The sequence below is a fragment of the Streptomyces sp. NPDC054872 genome, from assembly GCF_053610705.1.
Genome location: NZ_JBSGYY010000056.1, coordinates 1 through 22,585 on the forward strand (window position 1 = coordinate 1; position 22,585 = coordinate 22,585).

At 72.1% G+C, this 22,585-nt stretch carries 22 protein-coding genes and 1 pseudogene; 14 read left to right on the forward strand and 9 right to left on the reverse strand.

The annotated features are described in order from the left end of the window. Positions 1–41: 41 nt before the first annotated feature. The gene (locus ACWGIH_RS40385) at positions 42–791 is read right to left on the reverse strand and encodes a GntR family transcriptional regulator (RefSeq protein ID WP_453446698.1); all 750 of its coding nucleotides are present in this window, start codon (positions 789–791) and stop codon (positions 42–44) included. Positions 792–918: 127 nt separating this feature from the next. On the opposite strand from ACWGIH_RS40385, the gene ACWGIH_RS40390 reads away from it, so the two are divergent. Continuing rightward, entirely contained in the window at positions 919–1,938 is a 1,020-nt protein-coding gene (locus ACWGIH_RS40390) for a Gfo/Idh/MocA family protein (protein ID WP_453446527.1), read from the forward strand. Between the two features lie 31 nt (positions 1,939–1,969). Here the strand turns inward: ACWGIH_RS40390 and ACWGIH_RS40395 are convergent, their stop codons facing one another. Continuing rightward, the gene (locus tag ACWGIH_RS40395) at positions 1,970–2,641 is read right to left on the reverse strand and encodes a response regulator (protein WP_453446528.1); all 672 of its coding nucleotides are present in this window, start codon (positions 2,639–2,641) and stop codon (positions 1,970–1,972) included. Between the two features lie 194 nt (positions 2,642–2,835). Between ACWGIH_RS40395 and ACWGIH_RS40400 the strand changes: the two genes are divergently transcribed. Further along, positions 2,836–3,570, forward strand: a complete 735-nt coding sequence (locus ACWGIH_RS40400) for a class I SAM-dependent methyltransferase (RefSeq protein WP_453446530.1) — start codon at positions 2,836–2,838, stop codon at positions 3,568–3,570. Between the two features lie 96 nt (positions 3,571–3,666). Here the strand turns inward: ACWGIH_RS40400 and ACWGIH_RS40405 are convergent, their stop codons facing one another. Both ACWGIH_RS40405 and ACWGIH_RS40410 read right to left on the reverse strand, forming a co-directional pair. Continuing rightward, positions 3,667–4,119 carry a hypothetical protein gene (locus ACWGIH_RS40405; RefSeq protein WP_453446532.1) on the reverse strand — a complete coding sequence of 151 codons (453 nt, stop codon included), beginning with the start codon at positions 4,117–4,119 and terminating at the stop codon, positions 3,667–3,669. 179 nt (positions 4,120–4,298) lie between these two features. Continuing rightward, positions 4,299–5,225, reverse strand: a complete 927-nt coding sequence (locus ACWGIH_RS40410; protein ID WP_453446533.1) for an LLM class F420-dependent oxidoreductase — start codon at positions 5,223–5,225, stop codon at positions 4,299–4,301. A gap of 158 nt (positions 5,226–5,383) precedes the next feature. On the opposite strand from ACWGIH_RS40410, the gene ACWGIH_RS40415 reads away from it, so the two are divergent. The 10 genes and pseudogenes from ACWGIH_RS40415 to ACWGIH_RS40460 all read left to right on the forward strand — a co-directional run bounded on the left by ACWGIH_RS40415 (position 5,384) and on the right by ACWGIH_RS40460 (position 16,901). Beyond that, the gene (locus tag ACWGIH_RS40415; protein WP_365818900.1) at positions 5,384–5,575 is read left to right on the forward strand and encodes an FDLD family class I lanthipeptide; all 192 of its coding nucleotides are present in this window, start codon (positions 5,384–5,386) and stop codon (positions 5,573–5,575) included. Between the two features lie 130 nt (positions 5,576–5,705). After that, positions 5,706–7,103, forward strand: coding sequence for a lanthionine synthetase C family protein (locus ACWGIH_RS40420; RefSeq protein WP_453446535.1), 1,398 nt, complete (start codon positions 5,706–5,708; stop codon positions 7,101–7,103). Positions 7,104–7,158: 55 nt separating this feature from the next. Then, positions 7,159–9,317 (forward strand): annotated as a pseudogene (locus ACWGIH_RS40425) (lantibiotic dehydratase family protein); the annotation flags it as partial. A gap of 42 nt (positions 9,318–9,359) precedes the next feature. Next, a complete protein-coding gene (locus ACWGIH_RS40430) occupies positions 9,360–10,463 on the forward strand; it encodes a thiopeptide-type bacteriocin biosynthesis protein (RefSeq protein ID WP_453446700.1) in 1,104 nt (367 codons plus the stop codon). Continuing rightward, a complete protein-coding gene (locus ACWGIH_RS40435; RefSeq protein WP_453446537.1) occupies positions 10,460–11,377 on the forward strand; it encodes a phytanoyl-CoA dioxygenase family protein in 918 nt (305 codons plus the stop codon). The genes ACWGIH_RS40430 and ACWGIH_RS40435 overlap by 4 nt, the downstream gene beginning before the upstream one ends. Positions 11,378–11,394: 17 nt before the next feature. Next, the gene (locus ACWGIH_RS40440; RefSeq protein ID WP_453446539.1) at positions 11,395–12,390 is read left to right on the forward strand and encodes a phytanoyl-CoA dioxygenase family protein; all 996 of its coding nucleotides are present in this window, start codon (positions 11,395–11,397) and stop codon (positions 12,388–12,390) included. Continuing rightward, positions 12,387–13,391, forward strand: a complete 1,005-nt coding sequence (locus ACWGIH_RS40445) for an NAD-dependent epimerase/dehydratase family protein (RefSeq protein WP_453446541.1) — start codon at positions 12,387–12,389, stop codon at positions 13,389–13,391. The genes ACWGIH_RS40440 and ACWGIH_RS40445 overlap by 4 nt, the downstream gene beginning before the upstream one ends. A gap of 38 nt (positions 13,392–13,429) precedes the next feature. Continuing rightward, a complete protein-coding gene (locus ACWGIH_RS40450; RefSeq protein ID WP_453446543.1) occupies positions 13,430–15,412 on the forward strand; it encodes an ABC transporter ATP-binding protein in 1,983 nt (660 codons plus the stop codon). 74 nt (positions 15,413–15,486) lie between these two features. Continuing rightward, positions 15,487–16,113: a hypothetical protein gene (locus tag ACWGIH_RS40455; RefSeq protein ID WP_453446544.1), complete on the forward strand. Its 627-nt coding sequence runs from the start codon at positions 15,487–15,489 to the stop codon at positions 16,111–16,113. Then, positions 16,110–16,901 carry a thioesterase II family protein gene (locus tag ACWGIH_RS40460; protein WP_453446545.1) on the forward strand — a complete coding sequence of 264 codons (792 nt, stop codon included), beginning with the start codon at positions 16,110–16,112 and terminating at the stop codon, positions 16,899–16,901. The genes ACWGIH_RS40455 and ACWGIH_RS40460 overlap by 4 nt, the downstream gene beginning before the upstream one ends. Here the strand turns inward: ACWGIH_RS40460 and ACWGIH_RS40465 are convergent. Then, entirely contained in the window at positions 16,872–18,161 is a 1,290-nt protein-coding gene (locus tag ACWGIH_RS40465; RefSeq protein ID WP_453446547.1) for a sensor histidine kinase, read from the reverse strand. The genes ACWGIH_RS40460 and ACWGIH_RS40465 overlap by 30 nt on opposite strands. Before the next feature lie 158 nt (positions 18,162–18,319). Here ACWGIH_RS40465 and ACWGIH_RS40470 point away from each other — a divergent pair, with 158 nt between their 5' ends. Then, positions 18,320–18,529 (forward strand): hypothetical protein, encoded by a 210-nt coding sequence (locus ACWGIH_RS40470; RefSeq protein WP_453446549.1) that lies wholly within the window; start codon positions 18,320–18,322, stop codon positions 18,527–18,529. Between the two features lie 24 nt (positions 18,530–18,553). Here ACWGIH_RS40470 and ACWGIH_RS40475 read toward each other — a convergent pair whose 3' ends face one another. From ACWGIH_RS40475 to ACWGIH_RS40485, 3 genes are all read right to left on the reverse strand, one after another. Beyond that, the gene (locus ACWGIH_RS40475; protein WP_453446551.1) at positions 18,554–18,973 is read right to left on the reverse strand and encodes a ribonuclease domain-containing protein; all 420 of its coding nucleotides are present in this window, start codon (positions 18,971–18,973) and stop codon (positions 18,554–18,556) included. 92 nt (positions 18,974–19,065) lie between these two features. Continuing rightward, positions 19,066–19,479: a hypothetical protein gene (locus tag ACWGIH_RS40480; protein ID WP_453446553.1), complete on the reverse strand. Its 414-nt coding sequence runs from the start codon at positions 19,477–19,479 to the stop codon at positions 19,066–19,068. A 32-nt stretch (positions 19,480–19,511) separates the two neighbouring features. Continuing rightward, positions 19,512–20,429, reverse strand: a complete 918-nt coding sequence (locus ACWGIH_RS40485; RefSeq protein WP_453446701.1) for a DMT family transporter — start codon at positions 20,427–20,429, stop codon at positions 19,512–19,514. A 191-nt stretch (positions 20,430–20,620) separates the two neighbouring features. Between ACWGIH_RS40485 and ACWGIH_RS40490 the strand changes: the two genes are divergently transcribed. Then, positions 20,621–21,361, forward strand: coding sequence for an SDR family NAD(P)-dependent oxidoreductase (locus ACWGIH_RS40490; protein WP_453446554.1), 741 nt, complete (start codon positions 20,621–20,623; stop codon positions 21,359–21,361). Between the two features lie 104 nt (positions 21,362–21,465). On the opposite strand, the gene alc is transcribed toward ACWGIH_RS40490, so the two are convergent. Further along, on the reverse strand, positions 21,466–22,584 hold the full coding sequence (alc, locus tag ACWGIH_RS40495; RefSeq protein WP_453446556.1) for an allantoicase: 1,119 nt from the start codon (positions 22,582–22,584) through the stop codon (positions 21,466–21,468). Between the last annotated feature and the right edge of the window lies 1 nt (position 22,585).

Consider the following 22,585-nt stretch of genomic DNA (forward strand, 5'->3'; position numbering starts at 1 on the left):
GTGCTCGTGCACCGCGGCCCCGCCGACCTGTGTCCGGCGCCCTACGGGCGTACGAGGAGCTGGAACTCGAAGGAGTAGCGCGCGGCCCGGTAGAAGTGCGAGCCGAACTCGACCGCGCGGCCGGTGTCGTCGAAGGTCGTGCGCTGCATCGTGAGCAGCGGGGCCCCCGCGGGTTCGGCGAGCCGCTCACCCTCGTCGGCGGTGGCCGCGCGGGCACCCACGGACTGGCGGGCGCTGTGCAGGGTGATGCCCGCGGCCCGCATCAGGCGGTAGAGGCCGGTCGCCTCCAGGTGTGCGGTGTCCAGGGCAAGCAGCCCGGACGGAATGTGGTTGCGCAGGCACGCCATGGGCTCGCCGTGGGCCAGGCGGAGCCGCTCGACGAGGTGGACATCGTCGCCCTCCGCGATGCCGAGCCTGGCGGCGACCTCGGCGGAGGCGGGCTCGACGGTGTTGCGCAGGACGCGGGTCTCGGGACGCTGGCCCGCCGCCTCCAGGTCGTCGTAGAGGCTGCTGAGTTCCAGAGGCCGCTTGACCTGGCTGTGCACCACCTGGGTGCCTACGCCCCTGCGGCGTACGAGAAGCCCTTTGTCGACGAGGGACTGGATGGCCTGACGGACGGTCGGCCGGGAGAGCCCGAGGCGTCCGGCCAGTTCTATCTCGTTGCCGAGCAGGGTGCCCGGGGTCAGGGCGCCGCGCTCGATCGCCGCCTCCAACTGCTGGGACAGCTGGAAGTACAGCGGGACCGGGCTGCTGCGGTCGACGCCGAGCTGGAGCGAGACGGTCGGGTCCACGGCTGGTTTGTCGGCAGATTTGGGCACGTGGCGAGCGTAGTCGCAGGGAATGATGACGGGAAGTTCTGAAGTTCTGTTGTCCGGACAAAGGATTGACAGGACCGCGGGGCGTCGCGAGGGTTGGTCCATGCGCATCGGATTGATCGGAACGGGCCGTATCGGCACATTTCACTCTGCGGCTCTGCAGCGGCATCCGGAGGTGGAGGCACTGGTCGTCGCCGACGCCGACGCCGGGCGCGCTGCCGGACTCGCCGCGCGAATCGGCGCGGCCTCCGTGCCTTCGGTGGACGACGTCTTCACGGGCAGCAGCCGGACGGGTGCCGTGGACGCGGTGGTGATCACCGCGGCGACCGCCGCGCACGCCGAGCTGATCGGCAAGGCGGCGCGTGCGGGGCTCCCGGTCTTCTGCGAGAAGCCCATCGCCCTCGATCTGCCCGGCACGCTCGCCGCGCTGCGGGAGGTCGAGGCCGCGGGTACGGTGCTCCAGCTGGGTTTCCAGCGGCGGTTCGACGCGGGGTACGCGGCGGCGCGTGAGGCCGTGCGGTCGGGGCGGCTCGGACGGCTGCACACCGTCCGGGCGATGACCTCCGATCCGGCGCCGCCGCCGGCCGCGTATCTCCCGCTCTCCGGCGGGCTCTACCGCGACTGCCTGGTCCATGACTTCGACATGCTGCGGTGGGTCACGGGCCGCGAGGTGACCCAGGTGTACGCGACCGGGTCGGACGCCGGTCCCTCGATGTTCCGTGACGCGGGCGACGTCGACACGGCGGCGGCGGTCCTCACCCTGGACGACGGCACGCTCGCCACGGCGACGGCCACGCGGTGCAACGGCGCGGGCTATGACGTACGGATGGAACTGGCCGGGGAGGAGGACCAGATCGCGGTCGGCTTCGACGACCGCACTCCCCTGTCGTCCGTGGAACCCGCGGGCCCGCCGCCCCCCGAGAAGCCGTGGCCCGGCTTCCTCGAACGCTTCACGCCCGCGTACGAGGCGGAACTCGCGGCGTTCGTCGACGTGGTCCGCGGCGAACGGACCAACCCGTGCGACGGACGCGAGGCACTGGAGGCACTGCGCGTCGCCGAAGCGTGCGAACTGTCGCGGAAGGAAGGGCGGTTGGTGCGGATGACGGAGATCGACGGGTTCTGACCGCCCGCCTGCCTCCGGGGCGGCGCGGGTGCTATTCCACGCCGTCCAGCAAGCCTGCGTCATGCGCCAACAGTGCGATCTGCACGCGGTTGTTGAGGTCCAGCTTCGTCAGGATGCGGGAGACGTGGGCCTTGACCGTGGCCACGCTCAGGAAGAGTTCCGCCGCGATGTCCGCGTTCGACGCGCCCCGGCCCACCGCGACCGCCACCTCCCTCTCCCGCTCCCCGAGGAGTGCGAGGCGGCCCAACGCCCGCTCGCGGCGGCCCTGTTGGGGGTCCACCCCCGTCACCCGGGTGATCAGCTGCTGCGTCACCGTGGGGGAAAGGACCGGCTCCCCCGCCGCGACCGCCCGTACCGCCGCGACGATCTCGGCGGGCGGGGTGTCCTTGAGGACGAACCCGGCAGCTCCCGCCCGCAGGGCCCGCAGCACCTGTTCGTCGGCATGGAAGGTGGTGAGGACGATGACCTCGGGTGCGTCCGGGCGCTTGCGGAGGGCCTCCGTCGCCGCGAGGCCGTCCATCGTGGGCATGCGGATGTCCATCAGGACGACGTCGGGGCGCAGCTCGCCGACCAGCGGGGCCACCTGTGAACCGTCGGCGGCCTCGCCGACGATCTCGATGTCGTCCGCGCCGCCCATCATGAAGGACAGACCGGCGCGGACCAGCGGGTCGTCGTCGACGAGAAGCACGCGGATCGGGTTCATGGGCCCACAGTAACGAGATCTCCGGGCCGCCGATCACGCCCGCCGTACGGGGTCGGGCCGGGCCACGGTAGGGGGCCGGAACAGCACCCCCTAGAAGCGCCCGTATGCCTGGAGAGCCGCCGGTGCGAACGCCTAGGCTCGCGGCGGACGCAGGCCGGTTCGGCCGAGCGGCCCGAGGCATGGAGGTAGGCGCCATGGTCGACAGCAAGCAGCTCTCCGCACGCGTGCGGCCACCGCGGGCCGCGCCGGGCGGCGACTCCTTCCGGCAGGGTGAGCTCCTGTGCGCACCAACGGAAAGCGACGGCGAACGCCCCCCGTGGGACATCGGCGAGGTGCAGCCCGCCGTCGTCGAGTGGGACCGCGAGGGCACCATCCGCGGTGAAGTGCTCGACGCGGGCTGCGGTTCGGGCCAGAACGCCGCGTTCCTCGCCGCGCGGGGGCACAGGGTCACCGGCATCGACTCCTCGTCCGAGGCCATCGGCAGGGCGCGGGACCACGTGCGCGGGCTCGGTCAAGGCGTCACGTTCACCGTCGACGACCTCACCGGACTCAGCGGCTACGACGGCCGGTTCGACACCGTCGTCGACAGCGCCCTGTTCCACTGCCTGGACCTGGAGGAGCGGCCCCGCTATCTGCGAGCGCTGCACCGGGCCACCGCGCCCGGCGCCCATCTGCACCTGCTGTGCTTCTCGGACGCGCTGCCGCGCGGGAACCCCGACCTCTTCCGCATCTCCGCCCGGGAGCTGCGCGGCTCCCTGAAGGCGGAGGGCTGGGAGAGCTGTGAGCTGCGCCGCGGCACGCTGCTCGGGTGCGTGCCGTCCGAGGAACTGCGGGAGATCTACCTCAGCCGCTTCAGCCCCGACGGCGGCGCCGACGCCTATGGAGTGGTGCACAGCCCGGCGTGGTGGGCGCGGGCCCGCCGCGTGTGAGCGTCGCAGTCCTGCGGATGGCGAGGGCGGCGTACCACCGCCTCAAGGAGCGGCCTGGCACCGCTCCGGCACTCAGGCCTGGCACCGCTCCGGCGCTCAGCCCTGCGCGCCGCATCCCTTCTCGCGCCCCACGGGCGGCGCCGCGTCAAGGACCCAGCGGTCGTCGCTGCGCACGGCGGACCACGCGGTGCACACCGTGCCCTTGGCCCCCGCGTCGGCGGTGACGGTGACCACCGGGTCGCCGCGGCCCTCGGCGACGGTGGCGCGGATCCGTCGCGGGCCCGCGTCGTCGAGACGGGCCACGTAGTTCGTGGCGTAGTCCTCGCCCGCGCTGTCGGGGTCGACGAGTCGGCCGAACTCGCCGTCGTCCCGGTCGGTCAGCGCCTGTTGCACGGCGGAGCGCAGGCCGTCCAACGAGGCTTCCCCTTCCGGCTCTTCGTTCACGATGGAGACGATGACCGTCCCCATCCAGGCGGCGAGCAGGGCCGCGCCGATCAGCAGGACCAGGGAGGACGGCCGCTTCAGCCAGGGCTGCCGCTGCTCGGTCATGTACGTCCCCTTTCCACACTCAAGAGGGGCATTTGCACCGCGACAGTACCATCGGCGGATTCACGCCTGAGGGCTGTCCGGACGCGGTGCGCCGGGCATGGAGCGGCGCCTTCCGTCCGGTGGGAGGGAACCGGACGGAAGGCGCCTTCGGCACGCCGGCCGCGGGGGGGTACGGCCGGTCAACTGCCCCGCAGTTTCTCGATGATGGGCGCGAACGTCTCGATGTAGGGCTGGTGGACCGTGATGTACGAGAAGCCGTACTTCTCGCGGTTGGTCACCAGCTGTTCGGCGATCTCGTCCACGGTGCCGATGAGCAGGTACGGCGTCTCCAGGGCGTCCTCGACGCTGATGCCCATGCCGAGCTGCGTCAGCAGCTTCTCCGCCGTGGCCCGCCGGTCGTTGGTCACCTCGACGGCGTGCGCCAGCATGTGCCACTCCAGGTCGGGGAGCCGGTCTCCCGCGTGGTCCCTGACGAAGCGCACCCGGTCGGCGGCCTCGGCGGCCGAGCCCAGGCGGCAGGCTCCCGCGGGCTTGCCCGGCATCTGATGGACACCGGAAATGCTGACGATGTCGGCGTGTTCGGCGGCGATGCGCAGCACCCGGTCGCCGACCCCGCCGATGAGCAGCGGGGGCCCCGTGCGGTGGAATCCGCGCCGCTGCACGGCCCGTGACTCACCGCGCGCCTCGGGCGGGGCGCCGACCTCCGTGGTGAAGTGCCGTTCCAGCTCGGTGACGGTGGTCTCCAGGCGCTCGGCACGGACGCCGATCGGGTCCCAGGGGATGCCGGCCTCGTCGAACTGCCAGCGCATGTGACTCGCGCCGAGCCCCACTTCGAGGCGGCCGCCGGTGAGGAGGTCGGTGCTGAGAATCTCGCGGGAGAGCAGCGCCGGATTCCAGAACGAGGTGTTCAGGACCAGCGTGCCGACACGCATCCGTTCGGTGGCGTCCGCCGCGGCGACCAGTGCGGGAAAAGGCGCCAGCATTCCCAGGTGATCGGCCGCCAGAACTACGTCATATCCGTACTCCTCACTCTCCCGGCACTTCTGGGCGAAGGCTTCTCGGGAATCCGCTTGGCAGATGTTGAAGGAAAACCGGAATCCGCGCATGGCGTCGAGGCTGGCAGGGCGGAACCACCCTGGCTACCCCAGTCGACGCCCCTTCCCGATAGGGGCATCCCCCTTGTTCAACATAGGGGTTTCGGCCTGTGGGCGGGGTCTCTAGCGTCACTGATCGTCCTGCCTCAATCGACTTGGAGGCTCAACCGATGACAACCCAGCAATTGATCGACATACCTCTGGACGAATTCGATCTGGATATCCGGGTCGACGTCCCGGAGGCCGGAACGGAGGACACCGACCCGATGGCCTGGTGGTGCACCCACCGCTACAGCTGCCGCTGGACCAAGTGCTGCTCCGGTGAGCTCATGCAGAACATGCCCACCGAGTACTGGAACTAGCAGCGGCGCCGGGAGCGACCGCTTGCTCCCGCCGACATGACTCCGCCTGACGGAGGCCGGCGGCTGGGACGTGCCGCGGTCCATCAGTGGCTCGTCCCAGCTCTGGCACCGACCGCACGTAAGGACGCCCATGCCATCGCCGCCGCGCGCACCCGCCCCTACGGACCAGCAGAGCACCGATGTCACCGGCGCGCCCGCCGGGCCCGCGTGGCGCCCCGCACTGTCCGGCGCCCTCCAGGAGGGGGCCGTGGCGTGCGCGAGGGCCGTCGGCCTGCGGCTCGCCGACCCGGAGCGGGTGCTCGCCACCGCGGCCGACGCCGCGCGCGGCTCCCACCGGTTCGAGTTCGCGGGGCCCTCCCTGGCCTGCGGCTTCCCGAGCATCGCCCTGGCGCTCCTGCACCTCACCCGTGCACTGCCCGGCGAGGGCTGGGAGCAGCGTCTGCACACCGCCCTCGGGCTCTCCGCGCGCTCGACCGCGCAGAGCCCACTGCATGGCCCGGGGCTGTACGGCGGCACGGGCGGCCTGGCCCTGGTGCTCGCCGGGGCGGCCGAGACGGAGCCACGGTACGCGCCGACGGCGCTCAAGGTGCAGAGTGCGCTGCTGGGTCAAGTGGCCGCCGGGCCTTGGCAGTCGAAGTCGTCCGAGGCGCCCGGGACGTACACGAAGGACCACCTGTACGACGTCGTCACCGGGGCCTCCGGGGTCCTTGCCGCGCTCCTGGCCACCGGCGTCGACAACGCGGAGGGTCAAGAGGCCGCCGGGCTCCTGATCCGGTACCTGAGTGGTGTCGCCGACGGGGACGGCGGCGGGCGGCTGCTCTCCCCCGCCGACTCCGTCGACCCGGCGCTCCTCGATGAGTGCCCGCAGGGCTACTTCGACCTCGGGACGGCTCACGGGGCCGCGGGGCCGCTGGCCGCGCTCTCGCTCGCCTGCCGGGCGGGCCATCGGGCCCCCGGTCAGCTCCAGGGCGTGCGGGCGCTCGCGGACTGGGTCGTGGAGCACCGCGTGCAGGATCCCTGGGGCGTCAACTGGCCCAACCACGTGGGCCGTCACGATCCGCCGGGGCGGGGCGCGGCCACCGACCGTCCGCCGTCCCGCGCGGGGTGGTGTTACGGCGCGCCGGGCATCGCGATGGCGTTGTGGCACGCGGGACACGCCCTGGACGCACCGGAGTTGAGGGAGCTCGCGGTGGAGGCCGTACACAGCGCGCTGCGCCGACCGATGGCCGAGCGGCACATCCCCTCACCCTCCCTCTGCCACGGCGTGGCGGGCCTTCTGATGGTGTGCCTGCGCCTGGCCCAGGACGACCCCAACTCCCCTTTCCAGGACCACATTCCCGCCCTGACCGAGCAGATCATCGACCTCTTCGACCCCGAGGCGCCGCTGTGCTTCCGCGACGAGGAACAGCCCGGCGTGTTCGTCGACGACCCGGGGTTCCTCACCGGCGCGGCAGGCGTGGCGCTCGCCCTGCTCGCCGCGGCCACCCCGGTCGCGCCGTCCTGGGACCGGGCGCTGCTGATGTCGTGACCGGGCGTGCGGCGCGGTGGACCCACGTAGACCGAAAGGCAGGAATCACGTACCCATGAGCCGGCACGACAAGGGCACACCTCCTCCCCCGTCCGCCTCCGGGCCCGACGCCACCTATGAACCCGCGGGCTTCTTCCTGCTGCGCGCGCCCGCCCTGCCCTTGGGCGCCTTCCACCGGCTCACGTCCCCCGCCGACGACGTACCCGAGGGGCCGCACGGCGCGGAGCTGGAGTCCGCCCTGCGCGGCGCGGGCGACCGGACCCGGGAGCTGCTGCGCAAGTGCGCGGCCGACGCCGAGGTCAGGCAGGCGCTCGCGGTCGCCAGCCCGCCGCTGCTCGCCGCGGTCGACTGCCTTGAAGCGGGCGGCACTTCGGAGCGGCGCACCGAGCGCACCTACCGCAGCCTGCTGCGCTATCTGACCCGCATGAGCACGCGCGCCACTCCCTTCGGCCTGTTCGCGGGCGTCGCCGCCGGACGCTTCACGGACCCCGCGCCTGGAGGGGCCGACGCGGGCGGGAACACGCTGCGTCTGGGTCTGCCCGTGACCGGGGCCGTGCGCACAAGGCCCGACATGAACTGGCTGATGGCGCTCGTGGAGCAGGTCGAGCGCGACGCGGACGCGCCGGACCATCTCGGCGTCGTCGCCAACCCGACGGCCCACGTCGCCGGGGATCGCCTCGTGCTGCCGGTCGCCGACATCTACGGCACGCGCGACACCCGCTCCATCACCCTGCGCGCCACCTCGGTCGTCCTTGAGGTGCTGCGCCGGGCCGGACGCCCGCTCCCGTACGCCGATCTCCGTGCCGGTCTGGTCCGCGATCTGCCGCAGGCCAGCGAGCAGCAGATCGACGCGCTGCTGGGGAAGTTGTGGGCCAACCGGTTCCTGATGAGCGACCTGCGGCCCGCGCTGAGTGACTCCCGGGCCGCCGAGACCTTCGCGGCCCGGCTGCCGGACGGGCCGCGTACGGCGCCGCTGCGTGCCGCGCTCGACACGGCCCTCGACCTCGCGGGGCGCACCCAGGCGGCTGAACCCGCGGACCGTGAGCGGCTCTTCGCCGAGCTGCACCGTCACCAGACGGGCATCCACGAGTCGAGCGCGCCGCCCTTCCAGGTCGACATGGCCCTGAACACCGTGGGCGAGCGTCTCCCGCGGGGCGTCGGTGACGCCGCGGCGGACGCCGCCGACGTGCTCCTGCGCCTCGGCCTCTTTCCCTCCGGTTTCCAGCATCTGCGCGGCTACCACGACGAGTTCGCCCAGCGCTACGGCGAGGACGCGCAGGTGCCGCTGCTCGAACTCCTCGACGCCGAGTCGGGCCTCGGGCCACCCGCGACCTACACCGAACCACTGCCCGACCCGCCCCGCCAGGCCCCGCCCGCTCCCCTGAACCCGCATCGTGATGTTGCCCTGTGCGGCCTGGTGTCCGAGGCGCTGCGCAGCGCCGTGCAAGAGGTCGAGCTCACCGACGCCCTCCTGGACACACTCTCCAACTGGCGGCCGGAGACCGGACCCCGGGCGCCCGAAGTCCTCGACGTATACCTGCAGTTACAGGCATCCGACGCCGCCGCCCTGGAAGGTGACGACTGGCGGGCGGTGCTGTGTCCGACGCCCCTCGCGGACGGCGGCCGTACGTTCGGCAGGTTCACCGATGTGCTGCCGCCCGAGGTGACCGGGGCACTGCGGCACTGCGCGCGCCGCGAGGAGACCGCGCGGCCGGACGCCGTATTCGCCGAGCTGAGCTATCTGCCGCTGGTGCGGCGGGCCGCCAACGTCGTCGTCCACCCCGAACTGCGCGACCACGAGATCGTCGTCAACGCTTCCGCCTCCGTCCCCGACGACCGCACGATCTCGCTCTCCGACCTGATGGTGGGCGTGCACGACGGCCACTTCTACGTGTGCTCCCAGCGCCTGGGCAAGGAGGTCGTGGTCGGGCAGACCATCTCCTGACCGACCTCCAGGCGCCCAACGTATGCCGCTTCCTCCTGGAGGTCGGCCAGGACCGCCACCCGTTGCTCGCGGCCTTCCACTGGGGTCCGTATAAGAGTGCCCCGTTCCTGCCGCGCCTGGTGCGGGGCAAGGTCGTCATCAGCCCGGCGCAGTGGATCCTCCAGCACGGGTCGGTGGCTCCCACGGGTGCCGGGGACGACGGCACGCGCTGGTACCGGGGTGTCCAGGAGTGGCGTGCGCGCTGGCGGGTGCCGCGCTGGGTCCACCTGGTCGAGTTCGACAACCGGCTGCTGCTCGATCTGCGGCACCCCATGTGCGTGGCCGAACTGCTCACCGCGCTGCGGAAGTCCACGGCTCCCGGCCGCATCGCCGTGCAGGAGGCGCTGCCCGCGCACGACAAGCACTGGCTGCGGGACACCGAGGGCAGGACGTACACGTCGGAGGTCGTGGTGCCGGTGACGCGGCGCGCGCACGCCGAGCCACCGCCGAAGCCCGGCACGGACGAGCCGCTGCCGGTACGGCTCGCGCGGTACCCGGAGCGTCCGCCGGCCGCCGACGAGCTGCGCGTGCTGCCCGCTGACGGCTGGGTGTACCTCAAGCTCTACACCTCGGCCAAGCGCCAGGACGAGGCCGTCGCGGGCCCGCTCGCGCCGTTCGTGGCATCGCTGCGCGCCGACGGGCTGCTCGCCGACTGGTTCTTCATGCGCTTCGCCGACCCCGAACCGCACCTGCGCGTAAGGCTGTTGGCCTCGGACGCGCGGCGCGGCGGCGAACTCCTGGCGCGGACCGCGGCATGGGCGGGCGACGTGGTGCGCTCCGGACTCGCCTGGAAGTTCGGCTTCGACACCTACTTCCCCGAGGTGTGGCGGTACGGCGGCCCCGTGGCCATGACCGCGGTGGAGCGGGCCTTCGGCACCGACAGCGAGGTCGGCCAGGCCGTGCTCGCCGCGCGGCAGGCCGGGGCGCTGCGCCTCGACCCCGCCGTGACGACCGCGTTCTGCCTGGACCGCATCGCCGAGGCGTGGGGGCTCGACTTCGGGGAACGGCTCGCCTTCATCCGGGCCCGGTCCGACAAGGACGAGTTCAGCGACGCCTTCAAACCGCACCGCACCGAACTCTGCGAACTCCTGCGCCCCTGGCGGCGGCCTGCCGACGACCCAGGGCGCCGTCTCCTGCTCGCCATGACCGAGCCCTACGCCCAACTCGGTGACACAGTCCGGGACTTGAACGAGCTGCACGGCGAGGGCTCGCTCTGGCAGGACCCGCGGGAGATCCTCGCCAGTCTCGTCCACATGCACGTCAACCGGGTCTGCGGCATCGGTCCGAGCCGCGAGCGGAAGATCTACGCGTTCTGGCGCAAGGCGCTGGACGCGCTGGAACAGCGTCCCGACCGCACAGAGGTGACATCACCATGAGCGAGACCGAAGCAACCGAACCGACCGAGGCACATCAACTGGCCGACCGCGTAGCGGCGTTCCGCGAGGACGGCTATGTGGTCCTGCCCGGGGTCTTCGGCCACGACGAGGTCGCCGCTTTCCGGCGCCTCTACGACGAGGGCGCGGACGACTGGCAGTTCGTGCACGGCCGCGAGGACCCCCCGCTGATCGTCGGGCATCTCGTCGAACGCAGCCCACGGGTGGCACTCGGAGCGGTCACCCGCCCCGCGCTCCTGGATCTGGCGGAGGCCGTGATGGGGCCGGCCGTGCAGCTGGACAGCACTGTCCTTTTCAGCGCCGACGCCGAGGACCCGGAGGCGAAGGGGCGGCCGGTGCACTGGCACCGGGACCGGTTCGGGTACTTCCCGAACGGCTCGTACATGAAGCCGCTGCTCGTCATCTGCTTCGCGTACCTCCAGGAGATGACCATCGAGTACGGCCCGCTGCGGGTCATCCCGGGTTCCCACCGCACCCCCGTGAGCATCCCCGAGGACCGCCTCGAGGAGCCGCACGAGGACGAGGTGCTGCTGCACACCACGCCGGGGGACGTCGTCCTCATCCACCACAACCTGCTGCACTCCGGCACGCACAGCGTGAGCGAGGGGCGGCGGCAGTTCCTCGGCATCGGCTACAACACCTCGGCCATGCGCCACGACGAGTCCTACGCCGGGCCCAATGTCCGGGCGATCGTCGCGACGGCGCGCAGGACCCGGGACCGGCGGACGCTGCGCCTCTTCGGCGAGGACGAGATGTTCGACCGCCGGCAGAACGCGGGCTTCACCTTCCCCGAGCGGACGGCGTGGGAGGCGTGGCGGCGTGCCGACGAGGAGCACGCGGACGAATGCACCGAAGCACGTGCCCGGGTGGCACAGGCACGAAAGAGGTTCTCGTAATGAAGGAGGTTCCCGTCATGACGAACGAAACGACACACACGACGACGCCGAACGAGCCGACGTCGAAAACGGCGACGGCCGACCGGCAAGTAGCGGATGAGGCACGGTATCTGACGAAGGAACAGATCGACTTCTTCCACACGTTCGGCTATCTCGTCCTGCCGCAGCTCCTCGACGAGGACGAGATGACCCGGCTCGCCGACGAGGTCGAGCGGTGTCACGCCGACGCCTTCGGCTATCTGGCGGGCGCACGGCCCGAGGGCCAGGGCCTGCCCTCGTACCTGCTGCCGATGATGAGCACGGAACGCACCCCGCTGAGCCTCGAACTCATGGAGGACAGGCGGTTCTACGGCGTCGCCAACGATCTGGTCGGTGCCCGCGCGCTGCCCACCTTCGCCGAGAGCATCCTGCTGTTCACGCAGACGCCGCTGCACCGCGACTGCATGCCGGGCATGCACGGGGTCACCTTCGCCGTCTACCTGGAGCCGCTCACCGCCGACACCGGCGCCCTGCGCTTCCTGCCGGGCTCGCACCACGCCGACTTCTCCGCCGCCTCCGACGCGTGGAAGAAGACGTACGGCATCTGGGCGGACGAGTGGGGCGAGAAGGCCGTCCGCAAGCAGGTGTCGGAGCTGCCGCTCGACGTGGCCGAGACCCGGCGCGGCGACGTCATCGTCTTCGACTGGCAGGTGTGGCACGCCAGCATCAACGGCGTCGACCGCCTGCAGTGGTCGGTAAGTTACGCCAACGAGCCGACGACCGACGAGGAGGAGACCGCCTTCAGTCGCTTCTTCCACAGCGCGGGCTCGGTCGACCCGGACGCCGCCTACGACACGACGGCCTACCCCCGCTACGACGAACGGTGGGTGGAGAGGGCCGTACGCGACCCGAAGATGGCGCCGGTCATCGCGAGGATGCGGGAGCTCGCCATGATCGGCAGCCCCGACGACGACATGCATGGGGTCTCCGGCGGCCCGGTGTCAGGGGCGAGCGTCCCGCAGGACCCCGCGTGAGGCTCCTGGTGCTCGGCGGCACGGGTTTCCTCGGCCGCCACATCGTCGAGCGCGCCGTGCTCGGCGGCTGGCACGTCACCACGTTCAACCGGGGTCTGACCGGAGCCGACCACCCGGCGGCCGAGGCGCTGCGCGGCGACCGGGAGGCCGAGGGCGGCCTGACCGCGCTCGCGTCCGGCCGCTGGGACGCCGTGATCGACACCAGCGGTCATGTCCCCGCCTCGGTCTCCCGGTCGGCGCGTCTCCTCGCCGACCGGGCGGGCACGTATCTGTACGTCTCGTCGCTCGCCGCGCTGCCCTGGCCCTCGAAGCCCGCGTCCGACGAACTGGCGCCTCGCGACTGCCCGTTGGACGCTGACCCGGAGGACACGGGATACGGGACGCTGAAGGCGGGCTGCGAGCGGGCGGTCCGCGCGGCGTTCGGCGACCGGGCCCTGATCGTGCGCCCCGGCATCATCACCGGACCGCGCGACGACGCGGGGCCGGTGCGCGGCTGGCTGCTGCGGGCCGCCCGCGGCGGCCGGTTCCTCGTGGGCGGCGGCCCCGGCGATCCGGTCCAGCTCCTGGACTGCCGCGATGTGGCGTCCTGGCTGCTCGCCTGCGCGCGGGACGGCAGGACCGGCAGCCTCAACGCGGCGGGCCCGCTGGGGCGTACGACGCGGGGCGGCCTCATGGACGCCGTCGTCGCCGCCACCGGGGCCGGCGCCGAACCAGTGTGGGCCGACGACCGCTTCCTGACCGCCGCCGGGGTGCGCCCCTGGCTCGACCTGCCGCTGTGGACGCCGCACGACACCCCTGGCTACGAGCATCTGTGGACGGTGGACGCCGCCGCCGCGTACGCCGCGGGCCTTTCGTGCCGGCCACTCGGCGAGACGGTCGACGACACCTGGGCCGAACTGCGCGACGCACCGGCGGGCGAGGCGGAGAGCGGCGCCTTCTCCGCCGAACGGGAGAGCGCACTCATCGACGACTGGCTCGGCCGGCACGCGACAGCGCCGTAGACAGCGGGATTCCCCCACCACGGCAGGAAGGGAGAAGCATGCGGATCAGGCCGTCGCGCCGCTCCGACCGGAGCGGACGGAACACCGGACAGCGGGGCACGCCGGACGCCGCCGCGCCCAGCACCCCGGAACTCGCCAAGGAACCCTGGGAGATGAACGAGGCGAACCTCTTCTCCGCGGGGTTCTGGGCCATGGCAAGCGGCCTGCCCGCGCTGATCGGGCACGTCCTGCGGCTCGCCTGGCGGACCAGCCGGTTCGACACGTCGGCGGCCATCGTCCTCAACGCCGTGTCGGGCGGCTTCCTCTCGCTCGGCCTCCTCGCCACCACCTCGGTGATGCAGTCCCTGTTCACCGAGGGCCCCACCCCGGACCGGGTGCGCGACGCGCTCCCCTCGCTGCTGCTCGTGGCGCTCGCCCTCGCGCTGCGGTCCGGGTTCCAGGCGGCGGCCGCGTGGGCGCAGGCGCGCCTCATCCCCCGTATCGAGCGGGCGGTCGAGCTGCGGCTCATCGAACTGACCACGGAGGTGGACCTGGCGTCGTACGACGACGCGAGGTTCCACGACAGCCTGCAGCGGGCCCGCGAGCGCGGGACGGCCAACGCGCCCGTCACCGCCCGCGCGACCCTTGAGGTGTTCAGCAATCTGGTGGGCCTCGCCGCGGTGGCCGTGACGCTGGGCGTGCTGCACCCGGTGCTGCTGCCGCTGCTGCTCGTCACCGCCGCGCCCGACTGGTGGGCGGCGGTGCGCTCGGCGCGGATGCGCTATCGCGCGCTGTGGGACCTGATCGCGAGCCGCCGCCGCAAGTGGATCATGTTCGAGCTGATGACGGACCGCAGGTCGGCCGCCGACGTGCGGTCCTTCACGATGCGGGACTTCCTGTTGCGGCAGTACGACCGGGTGGCCACGGTCGAGCGCGACGTGCAGATCGACCTCGCGCGCAAGGAGACCGGGGTGCGCCTGGCCGGGGACGCCATGAGCGGGGTCGCCACCGGGGCGACCTATGTGGCGCTCGGGCTGCTGCTCGGTGCGGGGGCGATCCCGCTGGAGGTCGCGGGCGCGGCGGTGCTGGCCATCCGCAGCGGCAAGGAGTCCCTGCACCTGCTGGTGCAGGAGATGAACAGGCTTTACACCGAGGGTCTTTATTTCTGCGACTACCTGGACTTCTGCACCGAGGCCGAGCGGGTCCTCACCCTGTCCGAGAAGCGCACGGCACCCTCGACGTTCGAGCGGATCAGCGTGCGGGACGTGACGTTCAGCTATCCCGGCGCCTCGACCCCCGCCCTCTCGCACACGTCCATCGAGATCGCCAGGGGTGAGGTCATCGCTCTCGTGGGGGAGAACGGCTCCGGCAAGACCACGCTGGCCAAGATGCTCGCGGGTCTCTACACACCGGACAGCGGGGCCGTGCTCTGGGACGACACGTCACTCGCCGAAGCCGACCGCTCCCAACTGTGGGAACACATCGCGGTCGTGGCGCAGAACCCCACCAACTGGCCGCTCACGGCCCGCGAGAACATCTCGATGGGCGACGGCGGCGAGGAGCGCCGGATGCGCGGCGCGGCGGCCGAGTCGGGCGCCGACCAGTTCATCGACCGGCTCCCGCAGGCCTACGACACGCTCCTGGACAAGCGGTTCGAGAACGGCCGCGAGCTCTCCGGCGGGCAGTGGCAGCGCCTGGCCGCCGCGCGCGGCTTCTACCGCGACGCACGGCTGCTGATCTGTGACGAGCCGAGCGCGGCTCTCGACGCGCGGGCCGAGCACGAGCTGTTCCGGGCGATCGGCGGTCATGCCGAGGACCGCACGGTCGTTCTGATCACCCATCGTCTGGCCAACGTGCGGTACGCGGACCGCATTTACGTGCTCGCCGACGGCCGGGTGACGGCGAGCGGCACGCACGAGGAGCTGATGGCGGCCGAGGGCCTGTACGCGGACCTCTACAACCTGCAGGCCGAGGCCTACCGCACGGACCAGCCGAATGGCCAGGCACTCGCCCTGCCGCGCTCCACCAGCCCCGCCCGTTAGCCACATCGCCCAGCCCCCATCGTCCAGCCCCCATCGTCCAGCCCGTCGTCTAGCCACAGGAGACCGATCCCGTCATGACAAGGCCGACAAGCCCGGCCGCCCTGGTGCCCTGGGTCGCCCTCTGGGAGGGCGAGTCCCGGCTGGAACCGGTGCGCGTCGATCCGGTCAGCGGCGCCGTCCGCTACGAGCACGAGGAGCCCGAGGACCGCGACGAGCACGGCGTCCTGTGGATGCGCCACCTCGGTCCACGCGGCGAGGGCCGCCCGCTCTTCTCCCAGACGCACGCCCGCCGCCAACGGGAGTGCATGCGCCGCATGCTCTGCCAGGTCTGCGGCGAGCCGATCGCTCCACGGGACGGCCGCCTGCCGTGGCTGCTGCCCGCGGGCGAGTACGGCAGCCGCCCCAAGCGCCTGCACACCACCGGGACTCCCCCCACCTGCCGCCCCTGCTGGGCGCTCGCCGCCGAGCACTGCCCGCATCTGCGCGAGGCGGGCGCCACGGCCCTGGAGGCCGGGCAGGTCGCGCGGTGGGGCGTGGCCGGGCTGCACCATCCGCCCGGCGGCGCAGAGGCACGCTGGACGGGGTGCGGTTACGAGGGCACGGCGCCGGCGGCCCTCGCCGGGATGCTGGCCGAGACACAACTGGTCGTCCTGAGCGACCTGCGGGAAGTCCCGCTGACCGGAAAGGACGGTGTGCTGTGAACGAGGTACCGGGGAACGACCGGAACGACCGGAGCACTCGAACCGACCGAAGCGACTGGATACGGCGTTTCAAGCCGGCGGAGCAGGCGCCCTGCCGGCTGGTCTGCTTCCCGCACGCGGGCGGTTCGGCCAGCTACTTCCACGGCCTGACGCAACGCCTGGCCCCCGACGTGGACGTCCTGTCGGTGCAGTACCCCGGCCGCCAGGACCGCAGCGCGGAGCCGTCCCTGGAGAGCGTCACCGACCTCGCCGACCAGGCGTACGAGGCGCTGAAGCCGTGGACCGGCAAGCCGTTGGCGCTCTTCGGCCACAGCATGGGCGCGATCGTGGCCTTCGAGGTGGCGCTCCGGCTCGCGGCCGACGGCACCGTCCCGCTGCGGCTCTTCCCTTCGGGGCGCCGGGCACCTTCGCGCTTCCGCGAGGAGAACGTGCACCTGCGGGACGACGACGCCTTGCTGCGGGAGGTGGCCAGCCTCGCGGGCACCGACAGCGCGCTCCTGGCCGACCCCGACGTGCGCCGGATGATCCTGCCGTCGCTGCGCGCCGACTACCGCGCCATCGAGACCTACCGGCACACCGGTGGCAAGCGCCTCGACTGTCCGGTGCTCGCGCTGGCCGGCGCGGACGACCCGAAGGCACCGCTCGACGACGTACGGGCCTGGGGCGAGCACACCACCCAGGGGTTCGACCTGGAGGTGTTCCCCGGCGGCCACTTCTATCTCAACGGCGAGACGGCGGCCGTGGCCGCACTGCTGCGCTCACAGCTCGCCGCCGCGGCCGGCGGGTGAGTCCCACGGCAGCCAGGCGTCGACGCGGAAGCCGCCGTCCCCCGCGGACCCGTGCTCGATGCGGCCGCCCGCCAGCGTGGCCCGTTCCGTGAGGCCGATCAGCCCCTGGCCGGAACCGGGAACGCTGGGCACGTCGCCGGGCGGCGGCGGGTTGCGTACCGACAGGGTGAGGCCTTCGCCGGGGGCGCCGGACACCGAGACGGTCACCTCGGCGCCGGGGGCGTGCTTGCGGGCGTTGGTCAGGCCCTCCTGGGCGATGCGGTAGGCGGTGCGGCCCACGGCGGCGGGCACGGCGGCCGGGTCGGTGACGCGGTGGTCGAGTGCGACCTTCATGCCCGCGTCGCGTGACTCGGCGACCAGGGTCTCCAGGGCGGTGAGGGTGGGCTGCGGCCGGCCCGATGCCTCGCCGTCGCTGCCGCCGCGCAGGACGCCGATCACCTCGCGCAGATCCTGCAGCGCCTCGTGCGAGCTCTCCCGGATGACACCGGCGGCGCGGACGATCTCCTCGCGTGGCGCGTCCGGGCGGAACTCCAGGGCGCCCGCGTGCACGCTGAGCAGGGTGAGGCGGTGGGCCAGCACGTCGTGCATCTCGCGGGCGATGGACTCACGGGCGAGGCGCTGGGCCTGTTCGGCGCGGAGCGCGGCCTCGTTCTCGGCGCGGGTCGCGCGGTCGCGCAGGCTCAGCAGGAGTTGCCGGCGGGAGCGCACGAACATGCCCCAGCCGATGACGGAGGCGTTGATCAGCATGCCGATGAGGACGGCGACCAACCAGGGCAGGTCGGCGTCGGGCCGCATCCAGTAGATGAACGGCATCAGGCAGATCGAGACCCCGCCGATCCAGCCGACGTACCGGAAGGGCCGGTGCACGGCGAGGCTGAACAGCGCCACGGCGCCCGCGCCGCCCGCGGTGTCCGAGACCAGGCTGACCAGGACCAGGGCGGCGGCGAGGCCGACCGGCCAGCGTCTGCGCAGCCAGACGGCGGCACAGGCCAGGGCGCCGATCAGCTGGTCGATCTCGGCCGCGCCGTGCGAGACGTTCGGGTTGCTGCTGACCGCGTCCGCGCCCACCATGCCGATGACGACGGCCACGGCGAAGCAGGCGAAGTCGACAAGCCAGTCCCGCGCGGTGCGCCGGGGCCTGCGCTTGCCCTTGTGCGCCGTCTGGTCCGGGTCGAACTCGGCGGCGACGGCCGAGGGCAGCGCCCATGGACGTCTCGCCAAGGAGGCCGAGGGGTCCGACGGAGGCTGATTGCCGCTCATGGTCGACAAATCTACGCACTGCCGGGGGCGCGGGACGCCCTCCGGACGTGATCGTCTACCAAAGTCGCGTACGCGCAGACTTTGGGAGGGTGCCGGGGGAAGAGGCCTCGCCCCGTGGCCGATGTGCGTGGGGGGCCCACGGGGCGAGGCTCTTCGGCATGAAGCAGGTACTTGAGGTCTTCGGCGTCCTTCTCCTGATCCAGGGCACGGTCGCCCTGGTGCACGAGCTGTCCGGCAAGCTGCGCGGCTGGGGGCTCGTGCGGCGGATCGGGTTCCTCGACGGATACGAGATCTACGCGGGCGTCACGCTGATCGTCCTTGCGCTCGCGCTGTTCGCGGTCGCGGAGAGCCGAAAGGCCCGTCGGTGAGTACCGTGCCGGGTCGGGGCGGGCTCAGCAGGAGTGGTCGACCAGGTCGAACGACTCGTAGTGGTCGGCGGTGTAGTAGTCCTCCTGGTTCTTCTCACCGGTCACGACGCGGCGGGCGCCGCGGTCCGGTGAGCCCGGCGTGACCACCGTGTACTCGTGGTAGTAGCCGGAGCCCTGGGAGGGCAGGATGCCTTCCCTGTTCTGGAAGACGGTGCCGTCCTGCGGATACGGGTAGGGGCCGCCCGTCTCGATCAGGTCCAGGGTGTCGTGCGCCTGGGCGGGCAGCGCGGAGTAGCAGATGTCGCCGACGGCGGTGATGGAGTACGCCGTCGAGGCGGGCGCGTGGTGGTCCGGGACCGCGCTCGCGGAGGCGGCGACGGGGCCGCCGACGAGCAGCGCGGCGGCGAGGGCGGTGATACTCACGATTCGTGGGGGGATTCGCATGCGACCAGTGTGACGCGCGTAGAGGTTGGGGTGTCAACGCCAAGTACGGTGAATTTTCCGGGAGTTAACCGAGCGGGGCCGACGCGCCGCCCTCAGTCCTTCTTGGCGGCGGCCTTCGGTGCGGAGTTCTTCGCGGCGGCGGCTATGCGGTGCTCCGCCATGTACTCACGCATCCGCAGACTGGTGGACCCGCTGCTGTAGAGCACCGCGCCCACCACCGAGAGCGGCACCGAGAGCCCCAGCCATCCCAGCATCTCGGGCCACCGGCGCTGCGCGCGGCAGTCCTCCCACGTGGAGTCCTGCCAGGTCGGGGCGTCCCCCTCGTAGAAGAGCACCGATTGGCACGTGCGACTGCTGGAGGAGTCGTCGTCCCCGTCGCTGAACGGCACCATCAACTGCCAGGCGAGCACCGCCCAGATGACCGCCGCGGCGAGGAACAGCACCCCGCCCCAGATACGGCGCTTCTCCGCGCTCGCGGCGAATTCCTGCTCGAAGTACTCGTTCATGGGCTCCCCTGGGTGATCGACCCCGGAAGGTATCACCGCACCCCGCGGCCCCAACTGGTCCCCACCAGAACCAGCACACCCCCCACCAGACCCACCACACCCAGCCGCTCCCCGCCCAGCGCGATCCCCACCGCGGCCGCCCACAGCGGCTCCGTGCCGAGCAGCAGGCTCACCCGTGAGGGAGACGTCCTGCGCACCGCCCACATCTGCACGAAGAAGGCGAAGAACGTGCAGAACAGGGAGAGGAAGAGCAGCCCGGCCCACTCGCGCGCACCGAAGTCCGCCGCCACGGCCCAGGGCGACGCGCCAGTCCCCGCGGCGGCGAGCACCGCGAACACACCTACCGCGCAGCCCAGTTGAACGGTGGTGAGCGAGAGCGACGCGGTCTCGTCGGCGTCCCTGAGCGCCTTGATCCGGGACATCGCCAGGACGTGCACCGTGCGCGCGAGGGCCGCCAGGAAGATCAGGCCGTCGCCCACCGAGGGCCGGGTGAAGCCGCCGCCCTGGGTCAGCAGAACCACGCCGAGCACGGAGAGCCCGGCCGCCGCGAGGAAGGCCCGCGGGGGCCTCTTCCGCGTCACCGCTGCCTCGGCGAGCGGTGTGAAGATCATGGTGAGGCTGATGATGAGGCCCGCGTTGGTCGCCGAGGTGTGGACGACGCCGTACGTCTCCAGGAGGAAGATCCCGCTCAGGACGAGGCCGAGCGCCCCGGCCCCGCGCCACTGCGGTGCCGTCAGCGCGCGCAGGCCTCGCCATCCGGTCACCACGAGCGCGGGCAGCACGACGGCGAACCGCAGCACCAGGACGGCGACGACCGTGTGCGTCGTCGTGATGCCCTTCGCCGCGAGGTAGCTGGCGCCCCAGACCACGGCCACGAGCAGGACGGGCAGATCGGTGAGCCAGGCGCGGCGCGCGGCGGGCGGCGCGGCGGGAACGGTGAGCGTCGACACGGGCGCGGTCTCCAACGGATGCGGCGGTGTGGAGACTTCGGCGGCTCTCACGCGGTCGATCACCGTATCCCCTCCGGCGAAAAATCGGTGTCCATTTCCCGCCAGCGACGGCGGACGCCGCCCGCTTTCATTGAACCCACAAGCACTTCTCACCCCATTGCGGCAGATACCCACATGAATGAGGTCTCGAAATGTCTTCTCTGACCGGCAAGACGGCCCTGGTGACCGGCGGCAGCCGCGGCATGGGCGCGGCGATCGCGCTGCGGCTCGCCCAGGAGGGAGCCGACGTCGCCATCACGTACGTCAAGGAAGAGGCCGCCGCTCTCGACGTCGTCGCCAAGATCGAGTCGACGGGACGGCGCGGATTCGCCGTCAAGGCCGACGCCGCGAACCCCGGGGACGCCGCGGGAGCGGTGGACCGCGCGGCCGACGACCTGGGCCGCCTGGACATCCTGGTGAACAACGCGGGCATCGGAGTGCTCGGCCCCATCGGGGACCTGGCGCTCTCCGACGTCGACCGGGTGCTCGACATCAACGTGCGCGCGGTCTTCCTGGCCTCGCAGGCGGCGGCCGCCAGGCTGGCCGACGGGGGCCGGATCATCTCCACCGGTTCGGCGCTGACCCAGTACTCCGGCGGGGGCGGCGGCACGCTCTACGCGATGAGCAAGGCGGCGCTCACCGGCATGACGAAGCCCCTGGCGCGCGAGCTCGCCGGGCGCGGGATCACCGTGAACGTGGTCCACCCGGGAGCGATCGACACCGACATGAACCCGGCCGACGGGCCGTTCGCCGAGCCGCAGAAGGCGGGGACCGCCCTGGCCCGCTTCGGTTCCGCCGACGAGGTGGCCTCGCTCGTCGCCTATCTCGCCGGCGAGGACGCCGCGTTCATCACGGGTTCGGAACTCGTGGTCGACGGCGGGTACACCGCGTAGGCGCGCGCGGGCATGGTGATGGGGCGCACCGGGGCTTTCCACCCGGTGCGCCCCACGTTCTTCAGCGGGCCTCAGTGGGCTCAGCGGGCCTCAGTGGGCCTGCTTCAGCCGCCGAGCTCCTGGTGACGCGCCGTCAGACGGCTCTGTCCCGCCTCGGTCAGCGAACCGAAGAGGTGCAGCCGCGAGATGCCGCCGTCCGGGAAGATGTCGATGCGCACGTGCGTGCCGACGACCGGGGTGTCCAGCACGAAGCGGTGGTTGGTGTCGGGCTGCAGGCGGGTGCGGGGCAGCGCCTCGACCCACTCGCCTTCCTCACCGTCACGGACCGAAAGGGCAGCCCAGCCCGCCGAGTTGCCCTTGAGGTAGGCCGTGTCGATCTCGATCGAACGGATCTCGGACTGACCCACCAGCTGGTAGCGGATCCAGTCGTTGCCGTTGTCGCGGCGACGGCGGGTCTCCCAGCCGTCGTCCATCTTGCGGGAGCGGCCCGGCTGGATGGTGTTGGTGGCCGGGGAGTAGAAGCGGTCGGACGCGTCCTCGACCTGGCCGCCGTTCTCCAGGGCCACGACGTCGAACGTGCCGAGCGCCGCGAGCCACTTGGGGTCGGCGACGACCTCTCCGTAGACGCGGAGGCGGGCGACGCCGCCGTCCGGGTGCTGGTTGACGCGCAGGTGCGTGAAGCGCTGCTCCAGGTCGACGGCGAAGCCGTTGGCCGCGTGGCCGCCGACTGCCGTACGAGGCACGAGAGTCGTCCACTTCACGTCGTCCGAGAGGAGCTCCTCGGGGGTCGGCGAGCCGTCGACACTCGTGCCCTCGACGGACACGGCCTGCGGGTAGTTGCCGCGGAAGTGGGCGGTGTCGATGACGATGCCGCGTACGACGCCGGGGGCACCGAGGCGTACGAGCGCCCAGTCGTGGTCGTCGGCGGTGGGCCACGGGTGCTCACCGGAGACACCGCGGCGGCGACGGGTCTCCCAGCCGTCCATGACCTTGCCCTTGTGGCCGAAGTGCTCGGGGTCGAACACGGCGGGGTGGGCGAGGAGGAGGTTCTCGCGCATCGCGAAGAACTCGTCGTTGGCGGCGATCACACCGGCGCCGAGCTGCCGGTCGGCAAGGTTGGCGTACTGCGTGAAGGGGAAGTCCGCGGTGCGGTAGTCCGCGTAGGGGTCGCCGCCGCCGTAGGGGCTCGCGTCGCCGGTGAAGGTGGGTATCGCCGTCGTCACA